General features: G+C 67.6%; 10 protein-coding genes. 5 read left to right on the forward strand and 5 right to left on the reverse strand.

The genetic code is table 11. From position 1 onward, the window contains the following. Positions 1-11 precede the first annotated feature (11 nt). The 5 genes from ACFWMR_RS22560 to ACFWMR_RS22580 all read right to left on the reverse strand — a co-directional run bounded on the left by ACFWMR_RS22560 (position 12) and on the right by ACFWMR_RS22580 (position 4,679). Complete coding sequence (locus tag ACFWMR_RS22560) at positions 12-755, reverse strand: lipoate--protein ligase family protein (RefSeq protein ID WP_378278139.1); 744 nt, start codon at positions 753-755, stop codon at positions 12-14. Further along, positions 752-2,137 carry an NAD(P)(+) transhydrogenase (Re/Si-specific) subunit beta gene (locus ACFWMR_RS22565; RefSeq protein ID WP_093934745.1) on the reverse strand — a complete coding sequence of 462 codons (1,386 nt, stop codon included), beginning with the start codon at positions 2,135-2,137 and terminating at the stop codon, positions 752-754. Before ACFWMR_RS22565 ends, ACFWMR_RS22560 begins: the two co-directional genes overlap by 4 nt. Next, on the reverse strand, positions 2,134-2,433 hold the full coding sequence (locus ACFWMR_RS22570; RefSeq protein WP_007032801.1) for an NAD(P) transhydrogenase subunit alpha: 300 nt from the start codon (positions 2,431-2,433) through the stop codon (positions 2,134-2,136). The genes ACFWMR_RS22565 and ACFWMR_RS22570 overlap by 4 nt, the downstream gene beginning before the upstream one ends. Continuing rightward, positions 2,433-3,551, reverse strand: coding sequence for a Re/Si-specific NAD(P)(+) transhydrogenase subunit alpha (locus ACFWMR_RS22575; RefSeq protein ID WP_378379758.1), 1,119 nt, complete (start codon positions 3,549-3,551; stop codon positions 2,433-2,435). The genes ACFWMR_RS22570 and ACFWMR_RS22575 overlap by 1 nt, the downstream gene beginning before the upstream one ends. A 471-nt stretch (positions 3,552-4,022) precedes the next feature. After that, complete coding sequence (locus ACFWMR_RS22580; protein ID WP_378379759.1) at positions 4,023-4,679, reverse strand: TetR family transcriptional regulator; 657 nt, start codon at positions 4,677-4,679, stop codon at positions 4,023-4,025. A gap of 90 nt (positions 4,680-4,769) precedes the next feature. On the opposite strand from ACFWMR_RS22580, the gene ACFWMR_RS22585 reads away from it, so the two are divergent. From ACFWMR_RS22585 to ACFWMR_RS22605, 5 genes are read left to right on the forward strand one after another with little or no spacing between them, the layout of a single operon-like run. Continuing rightward, positions 4,770-5,861 carry a ferredoxin reductase gene (locus ACFWMR_RS22585; protein WP_093934748.1) on the forward strand — a complete coding sequence of 364 codons (1,092 nt, stop codon included), beginning with the start codon at positions 4,770-4,772 and terminating at the stop codon, positions 5,859-5,861. A 12-nt stretch (positions 5,862-5,873) separates the two neighbouring features. Next, entirely contained in the window at positions 5,874-6,989 is a 1,116-nt protein-coding gene (locus ACFWMR_RS22590; protein ID WP_093934749.1) for a fatty acid desaturase family protein, read from the forward strand. Positions 6,990-6,999: 10 nt separating this feature from the next. Next, complete coding sequence (locus ACFWMR_RS22595) at positions 7,000-7,200, forward strand: hypothetical protein (RefSeq protein WP_093934750.1); 201 nt, start codon at positions 7,000-7,002, stop codon at positions 7,198-7,200. A gap of 47 nt (positions 7,201-7,247) precedes the next feature. Then, positions 7,248-8,513, forward strand: coding sequence for a sensor histidine kinase (locus ACFWMR_RS22600; RefSeq protein ID WP_378379760.1), 1,266 nt, complete (start codon positions 7,248-7,250; stop codon positions 8,511-8,513). An 8-nt stretch (positions 8,514-8,521) separates the two neighbouring features. Further along, positions 8,522-9,166, forward strand: a complete 645-nt coding sequence (locus tag ACFWMR_RS22605; protein ID WP_378379761.1) for a response regulator transcription factor — start codon at positions 8,522-8,524, stop codon at positions 9,164-9,166. The last annotated feature ends 167 nt before the right edge of the window (positions 9,167-9,333 follow it).

The following is a 9,333-nucleotide window of genomic DNA, read 5'->3' on the forward strand; positions in this document are numbered from 1 at the left end:
TTCGTTTTCGGTCATTTGCGCTGAGCGCCCTCGGAATGCCATTCCGGGTAGTGGTACCTCGTGCGCTGGAGCGAGCTGTGCCACTCCAGCTCCCCGGGCGAGGGCTTCCGGGTGGTGAGTTCACCCAGTTGCGCGGCCGCCGCCACCCGGACCGCGTCCGTGACTTCGGCAACACCCTTGCGCAGGCCGTGTTCGGCGAGCGACGCGACCGGGCTCCGGTGGGAGTCGAGTGGCCGGGGGTCGGAAGGCGCCGAAGTGAGGTACCGGCCGACTCGTTCGGCCGCGGTCGAAACGAGCAGGGTGGAATGCGCGAGCAAGCCCGTTCTCGTCCGGAACACGGCGAAACCGCACAGCTTCGAGTCACCGACGAACAGTCCCCGATCACCGAGCCGCGACGGCAGCCCGAGTTCGGCCACCGTCGCGGTCATCAGTTCCCCGAGCGCTTCGAGCGGTTTGACGGCTTCCCCGGACAGCCCGAGTCCTGGCAGGACGAGGGTGATGTTGAGGTTGCCGGGATCATGGAAAACCGTGCCACCGCCGCTGGCCCGGCGCAGCACCGGGACCCCGTCGCTCGCACAGACGTCGGCCTTGACCTCGCGTTCGATCTTCTGCCCCCGCCCCACGACCACACTGTCGGTGTTGCGCCAGATCCACAGGACCGGCGCCTCCGGTGCGGCGCGCAGGAGGGCTTCGTCGAACGCGAGGTTGTCGGCCGGGTCGTCGAACGCGGCGACGACTTCCGAGGGGCCGGTCACAGTGCTTTGAGTTCCTCCACGATCTCGCCCACCGACGATTTGGCGTCGCCGAAGAGCATGCTTGTCTTCGCATCGTAGAAGAGCTCGTTGTCGATGCCGGCGAAGCCCGAGCTCATCGAGCGTTTGAGCACGATCACCGACCGGCTGTGGTTCACCTTGAGGATCGGCATCCCGTAGATGGGCGAGCCCGGATCGGTCTCCGCGGCCGGGTTCGTGACGTCGTTCGCGCCGATCACCAGCGCGACGTCGGTCTGGGCGAACTCGGAGTTGATCTCGTCCATCTCTTTGAGCTGTTCGTACGGGACGTCGGCCTCGGCGAGGAGCACGTTCATGTGCCCCGGCATCCGGCCCGCGACCGGATGGATGGCGTACGCGACCGTGATCCCCTTGGCCTCCAGCAGCTTCGCCATCTCGCGGACCACGTGCTGCGCCTGCGCGACGGCCATGCCGTAACCGGGCACGACCACGACCTTGTTGGCGTACGCCATCTGGATCGCGGTGTCGGACGCGCTGGTGCTGCGGACCGGCCGGACCTCGCCGGACCCGCCGCTCGCGACCGTCGTGCCGCCGCCGAACCCGCCGGCGACGATGGCCGGGATCGACCGGTTCATCGCCTTCGCCATCAGGTTCGTCAGGATCGAACCCGAGGCGCCGACGATCATGCCCGCCACGATCAGCGCGGTGTTGTCGAGCGCGAGCCCCATGGCCGCGGCCGACAAACCGGTGAGCGCGTTCAGCAACGAGATCACGACCGGCATGTCCGCGCCGCCGATCGGCAGCACGACCACCACACCGAGGATGCCCGCCGCGACGAGCAGGCCGATCATCAGCAGTTCGGCGCTGCCACCGGTGGCGATGACGACCGCGAAGACGATCGCGGCGATCAGGACCAGCGCGTTCACCGGCTGCTGCAATTTGCCGAGGGTGATCGGGCGGCCGGAGATGAGTTCCTGCAGTTTCCCGAACGCGATGTTCGAGCCCCAGAAGGAGACCGAACCGACGATCGCGGCGAACAACGACGCGATCGCGACATACGCCGGCTCGTGCGCGTAGCCCTCGGTGGTGCGGAACTCGACCCAGGCGATCAAGGCCACCGCCCCGCCGCCGACGCCGTTGAACAGCGCCACCATCTGCGGCATCGCGGTCATCTTGACCTTGCGCGCGGACGGCACGCCGACGACGACACCGATCGCGACGCCGAGCGCGATCAGCAGCCAGTTGCTCATGCCCGGAGTCAGCAGCGTCGCGATCACCGCGATGCCCATGCCGACCGCCGCGATCCAGTTGCCGCGGACCGCGGTGCGCGGACCGGTCAGGCCCATCAGGCCGTAGATGAACAGTGCGAAGGAAATGATGTAGAGGACGGCGATGAAGGTCGTCACTTGTCACCACCGTCTTCCGGCTTCTTCGCCTTGAACATCGAGAGCATCCTGTCGGTGACGAGGAAACCGCCGACGACGTTGATCGTGCCGAAGGCGATCGCGATCACCAGCAGGATCTTGTTCAGTACGCCGTCGACCCCGAGGCCGAGCACGATCAGCCCGCCGAGCAGGACGATGCCGTGGATGGCGTTGGTCCCCGACATGAGCGGGGTGTGGAGGGTGTTGGGCACCTTCGAGATGACGGTGAATCCCACGAATCCGGCGAGTACGAGGATCGCCAAGCTGCCTACGAGCATCACTCGCCTCCTTCTTCTTCGGCTGCGACGGCGCCGGCCACGCAGGCCCCGGCGACGATCTCGTCGGAGAAGTCGAGCGCGAGCTTGCCTTCGGAGTCGACGAGCAGTTCCAGCAACTCGGTGACGTTGCGCGCGTAGAGCTCGCTGGAATGCGCGGGCATCTCCGCGGCGAGGTTGAGCGGCGAGCAGATGGTGACGTCGTACTCGACGACCTCCTCGCCCGGTTTCGTCAGTTCGCAGTTGCCGCCGGACTCGCCGGCGAGGTCGACCACGACACCACCGGCGGGCATCCCCTTCACCGCGTCGGCGGTGACGAGGGTCGGCGCCTTGCGGCCGGGGACGAGCGCGGTGGTGATCACGACGTCGAATTTCGTGATCGCCTCGGTGAGCCTGCGTTGCTGCTCGGCCTTTTCCTCCTCGGTCAGCTCGCGGGCGTACCCGCCTTCGCCGACCGCCTCGATGCCGAGTTCGAGGAATTTCGCGCCGAGTGACTTCACCTGCTCGCCGACCTCGGGCCGGACGTCGTACCCGGTGGTCTGCGCGCCGAGCCGTTTCGCCGTCGCCAGCGCCTGGAGCCCGGCGACGCCCGCGCCGAGCACGAGCACCTTCGCCGGCGGCACGGTTCCCGCCGCGGTGGTGAGCATCGGGAAGAAGCGCGTGAGTTTCTCCGCGGCCAGCAATACGGCGCGATAACCCGCGACACTGCTCTGCGACGACAACGCGTCCATCGCCTGCGCACGGGAGATCCGCGGGATCGCCTCGACGGCGAAAGCGCGGACGCCCGCCGATTCCAGCGCCGCGATCCCCTCGGGATCACCCCGTGGATTCAGGAAGCCGATGAGAATGGTGCCCTGCTTGAGCTTCGCGACTTCGGCCGCGCTCGGAGGCGCCACCTTCACCACGATGTCGGCATCCCACGGGTCGCCGATCACCGCACCCGCCTGCTCGAAGGTCTCGTCGGCGAGCAGCGCGCCGGCGCCCGCGCCGGGCTCGACCACCACCCGCAGTCCGCGTCCGGAGACGCGCTCGATGAGTTTCGGTACCAGCGCGATGCGGCGTTCACCTTGTCCGGTTTCCCGGACAACACCGACCGTGAGCTGCTCGTTTTCTGCCGCCACAGGCGACCTCCTCGCTGGAGAGGACCACACGAACCCGCACTGTTTACCACGTCCGACCGACAACTTTCCTGGCTGAACGTATCCGGACGGCATCTTTCCGTGACATCGCTCATCACGATCGATCCAGCCATCGATCCAGGTGGGCGACGTCATAAGGCGGGTCGGAGCGGCCGTGACGCTGCGCCGCACTCGCGTGATCAGAGCCGTATCTCGCGTGATCGAAGACGGATCTCGCGTGATCGGGGGCGGAACTCGCGTGATCGGGAGCGGAACTCGCGTGATCGGGGGGCGGAACACCGAGTGCGGCCTCCAGTCACGCGAGATCCGGGCTCAAGCACGCGAGATCCGGGCTCAAGCACGGCGTGGCGAAGGGGGCTTTCCCCTCGTCCGATGTGACGAAAGCGTCCTTCACCCCGTGTCATGCGGTGAAGGACGCTTTCAGCCCCACTTACGGAGCAAGGGTTTCGCCGGTTACGGAACACTCCGCCAGCTCGGCACGCCCAGAAAGATCAACCGCAGCCGCCGTTCGGCCGTGCGCACGATCTCGTCGTCACGTGAAGGTGTTTCGAGCAGCTCCAGCACCGTCGTGAGCATGGTCGTCACGATCAGGTCGGCGAGCAGGTGCAGATCCTCGGTGCTCCAGTCACGGAGGAAGTCGAACCGCGCGAGGTCGACGGCGAGCTCGCTGACGAAGAGCTTGAGCTCGAAGCCGATCGCCTGCCGGACCGGGCCGGTGCCGCCGTACCGCTCCCTGGTCAGGAAGTGGAAATGGTCCTCGTGCGCCCGCACGTGCTCGCGCAGCACGCGTACGGACGAGCGGATCATGTCGTTGTACGCCGACGGCCTCGTGCGCGCGGAGCGGATCATCGTGCGCAGGGTGCGCATGGACTCCTCGACGAGCGCCACACCGAGTTCGTCCATCGACGCGAAATGGCGGTAGAACGCCGTCGGCACGATCCCGGCCTGTTTCGCGACCTCGCGCAGGCTGAGTCCGGAGAACCCGCGTTCCGCGACCAGGTCGAGCGCCGCGTCCAGCAGCGCTTGACGCGTGCGCTGTTTGCGCTCCTGCCGGGAAACGGGCTCAGTTGTCACGACCGACAGCGTAATCGCCTCCGCGGTATCACCCACGTCACATCGCCGTCCTCTCACGTTGACAAGCGGGATCTTCGCCACTTCACTGTTGAGTGTACAAGCGTTCACTGAAATTGGGAGAAAGTGATGACGGCACTGGTACCGCGCAGGGCCAGGCGGCTGGCCTCGCTGGCCGAGGCCCTGCTCACGCCCCACGGAATGGACCGCTACCTCGAACTCGTCGATCCGATGCTGGTCCGCCGCGAGATCCGCGGCCTGGTCACCGGCGTCCGGAGGCAGACACCCGACACGGTCACGCTGACCATCCGGCCGAGCCGGGCCTGGCGGGGTCACGTCGCGGGCCAGTACGTGCGGGTGACCGTCGAGATCGACGGCGTCCGCCGGACCCGTTGCTACTCACCCGCTGGTTCGGAGCACGACGGCTCACTGGAACTGACCATCAAGGCCGACCCGCAGGGGCTTGTTTCGCGGCATCTGAACCGCACGATCACCACGGGCTCCGTCCTCGGACTGTCCACTGCGGACGGTGAGTTCACCCTGCCGTCGCCGAGGCCCCGGCGGATCCTGTTGCTCAGCGGCGGGAGCGGGATCACGCCCGTCCTGTCGATGCTGCGCACGCTGGCGGACGAGAAGCACGAGGGCGACGTCGCCTTCCTGCACTACTCCAACGGCGCCGACGACGCGCTCTACCGCGCCGAGCTCGCCGACCTCGCCCGCCGCCTGCCCGGCCTGCGCGTGGTACACGCGTTCACTCACGCGAAAACCGGCGGCGACCTGCACGGCTTCTTCTCGAAGGAGCACCTCGCGGAGGCCGCGCCGTGGTACCCCGACGCCGAGACCTTCCTGTGCGGCCCGAAGCCGCTGATGGATTCGGTCCGTGAGGCGTTCGAGGCCGACGGCCTCGGTGCACAACTGCACACCGAGGAGTTCACGCCACCGGCGCTCACCTTCGACACCGAGAACGCCGAAGGGCAGGTCCGGTTCGCGCGCAGCGGCCGCGAGTTCGAAAACTCCGGGAAACCGCTGCTGGAGCAGGCCGAAGACGCGGGACTCAGCCCGGAACACGGCTGCCGGATGGGCATCTGCTTCTCCTGCACCCAGATCAAGACCTCCGGCTGCGTGCGCAACGCCAAGACGGGCGAGACCTCCAGCGAAGAGAACGAAGAGATCCAGCTCTGCATCTCCGTCCCGGTCGGGGACGTCGAGATCAACGCTTAGAAAGGACCGGTCATGACGGGCTTGCAGGACAAACTGACCCCGCAACAGGTCGAGGACTTCGGCCGCGAACTGGACGAGATCCGGCAGCGGATCGTCGCCGACCTCGGCCAGGTCGACGTCGACTACATCCACAACGTCATCAAGACGCAGCGCGCGCTCGAGGTCGCCGGCCGCGGACTGCTGTTCGCCGGGTTCTTCCCGCCCGCGTGGGTCGCCGGCGTCGCCGCGCTTTCGGTGGCGAAGATCCTCGACAACATGGAGATCGGCCACAACGTCATGCACGGTCAGTACGACTGGACGCGTGACCCGGCGCTGAGCTCGCAGAAGTTCGAATGGGACACCGTCGCGCCGTCGGAGAACTGGCGCCATTCCCACAACTACATCCACCACACGTACACGAACATCCTCGACAAGGACCGGGACATCGGTTACGGCATCCTGCGGATGGATCCGGCGCAGAAGTGGAACCCCTACTACCTGGGCAACCCGGTGTACGCGACGCTGCTCGCGCTGTTCTTCCAGTGGGGCGTCATGCTGCACGATCTGGAGGTCGACAGGGTCGCGAAGGGCGAGCGGACCTGGGCCGAGAACGTTCCGGTGCTGAAGAAGATCGTGCGCAAGGCGGGCCGCCAGGTCGGCAAGGACTACGTGCTCTTCCCGCTGCTGACCGGTCCGCTCGCGCCGCTGACCTTCCTCGGCAACGCGACCGCGAACCTGACCCGCAACCTGTGGGCGTTCTCGATCATCTTCTGCGGGCACTTCCCCGCCGACGTCGAGAGCTTCACCGAAGAGGAGACCGAGAACGAGTCGCGAGGCCAGTGGTACCTGCGGCAGATCCTCGGGTCGGCGAACATCACCGGCGGCAAGCTCTTCCACGTCATGACCGGGAACCTCTCGCACCAGATCGAGCACCACCTGTTCCCGGACATCCCGGCGCGCCGCTACCCGGAGATCGCGGGCGAGGTGCGGGCGATCTGCGAGAAGTACGGCCTCCCGTACAACACCGGTCCCCTGCACAAGCAGCTGTTCTCGGTGGCCAAGAAGATCGTGAAACTGGCCCTTCCGTGGAACGGCGAGCCCCGCACTCCGGCTACCGTGGAGAGCGACAAGACCCTCCGAGCGGCTTAAGGTGTCTGACATGGTCGGTCAGTTCGAAAGCACCAAGGACGTGGTCCAAGAGGTCACCGAGTCCGCGGCCACCCATATCGGCAACATCGCGACGATCATCACCGGCGCGATCCGGGACATCGCCCGCGAGACCGGCGATTGGCTCACGGACGTCATCGAGATGCGCGAGGCGTCCCAGCGCGCGCAGGCGGACGAAACCCGCGAAGACTAGGGAAACCTGGATGGGCGTGGGGCGGGTGGTCACGGCAAGCTGAAGCCGTGATCACCCGTTTCGCCCTTCCCGGGCGCGTCCTCGGCTCGCAGCTGAACCGCGCGTACTGGGGAGAGCTGGCGTGGGTGATCGTCGGCGCGCCCTTGACGCTGGTGCTCGCCGTTCTCGTCGTCTTCGGGCTCCTCTTCGGGACGGCCCTGAGCCTGCTCACCGTCGGGCTGCCGGTGCTCATCGGCGTCGTAGCGGGCGCGCGGCTGATCGGCTCCGCGCACATCGGCCTGTCACGGATGCTGCTCGGGACGACGGTCACCGCGCCCGACCGGCCCGAGTTGCGGCCGGGCCTGTGGAACGGGATCAAGAGCAAGATCGCGGACCCGAGCGGCTGGCGGTCGATCGCCTACCTGCTGATCCGGCTCCCGGTGGCCTTGATCGAGTTCTTCCTGGTCGCGGTCCTGTTCGTGTACGCCGTGAGCACGCTGACGTACCCGTTCTTCTGGTTCACCCTGAACGGTGAAGCCATGCCGACGTTCGACCTTCACGTCGGTGCCTGGCCCCTCACCCTGCCGCTCGCCCTCACCGGGCTGGCCGTGCTGCTGGCGATGCCGTGGGTGGTCCACGGGCTGACCGAGTTCGACCGGCTGCTGGTGCGCGGGATCCTCGGCGCCGAAGACCTCTCCAAACGCGTGCGTGACCTCGAACGCAGCCGGGCGAGCGCGGTCGACGACGCGACGTGGCGGTTACGCCGGATCGAACGCGACCTGCACGACGGCGCGCAGGCCCAGCTGGTCGCGCTGGCGATGAAGCTCGGCATCGCGAAGGACGAGCTGTCCGGCGGCGACGGCGACATCGAGCAGGTCACCGCCCTGGTCACCGCCGCGCACGCCAACGCGAAACAGGCGCTGGTCGAACTGCGTGACCTCGCCCGCGGCATCCACCCCGCCGCGCTCGACGCCGGCCTCGACGTCGCGCTGTCCACTTTGGCCGCGGGCTCGGGCATCGACGCGCGGATCAGCGTGGGCCTGCCGAGCAGGCCGTCGCCGTCGCTGGAGACCATCGCCTACTTCACCGTCGCCGAGCTGCTGACCAATGCCGCGAAACACACTTCCGCCGCGATCGAGGTCGACGTCGGTATCGTCGGTGACGCCTTGCGGCTCGTGGTGCGCGACGGTGGCGAAGGCGGGGCCAGGCCGGAACGCGGTGGCGGGCTCGCCGGGATCGCCGAACGGCTCGCGACGGTGGACGGCAGGCTCGACATCGACAGTCCTCCGGGAGGACCTACGGTGATCAGCGCGGAAATACCTTTACGGAAATAGGGGGCGGCGTGCGCGTCGTGATCGCGGAGGATTCGGCCATCCTCCGGGCGGGGCTCGTCGAGCTGCTGAACCTTCGGGGGCACAAGGTCGTCGCGGCCGTCGCCGACGGCGAAAGCCTGTGCGCGGCGGTGCGCGAGCATCGGCCGGATGTGTCCATTGTGGACATTCGGATGCCGCCGACGCACACCGACGAAGGACTGCGCGCGTCGATCGCGCTGCGCGCCGAAGTGCCGGGGTGCGCGATCCTGCTGTTCTCGCAGTACGTCGAGACGCAGTACGCGACGGAACTGCTGGCCGACCGCGCGGGCGGCGTCGGCTACCTGCTGAAGGACCGCGTCGCGGAGGTTTCGGACTTCCTCGACGCGCTCCGGCGGGTCGCCGAAGGTGAGACCGTGCTCGACCCGGAAGTGGTGAGCCAGCTGTTCACCGCCACCCGGAAGACGGACGCGCTCGCCGGGCTCACGCCGCGGGAGCGGGAGGTGCTGGGCCTGATGGCCGAGGGCCGGTCGAACTCGGCCATCGCGGCGGCGCTGTTCCTCTCGGCAGGCTCGGTGGAGAAGTACGTGTCGAGCATCTTCGGGAAGCTGGCGCTGCCTCAGTCCGAGGGGGACAACCGGCGGGTTCTCGCGGTGCTTCGGTACTTGGAGTCCTAGGACTGTTCGTCGTGGTGGCGCGGGTGTTGTGCCCACCGAGTCCGGTCGCTCCTCACCCGACCCAAGTACATGAAGGCCCCCTTCCTTGCGCCAGGCGCAAGGATGGGGGGCGTCCTGTTCTCGGGGGGGGTCCGCAACGCCTCAACGGGGGTCGGTTGGTGTCGCGG

Source organism: Amycolatopsis thailandensis, assembly GCF_042723255.1.
In the GTDB taxonomy this organism is placed as follows: domain Bacteria; phylum Actinomycetota; class Actinomycetes; order Mycobacteriales; family Pseudonocardiaceae; genus Amycolatopsis; species Amycolatopsis thailandensis.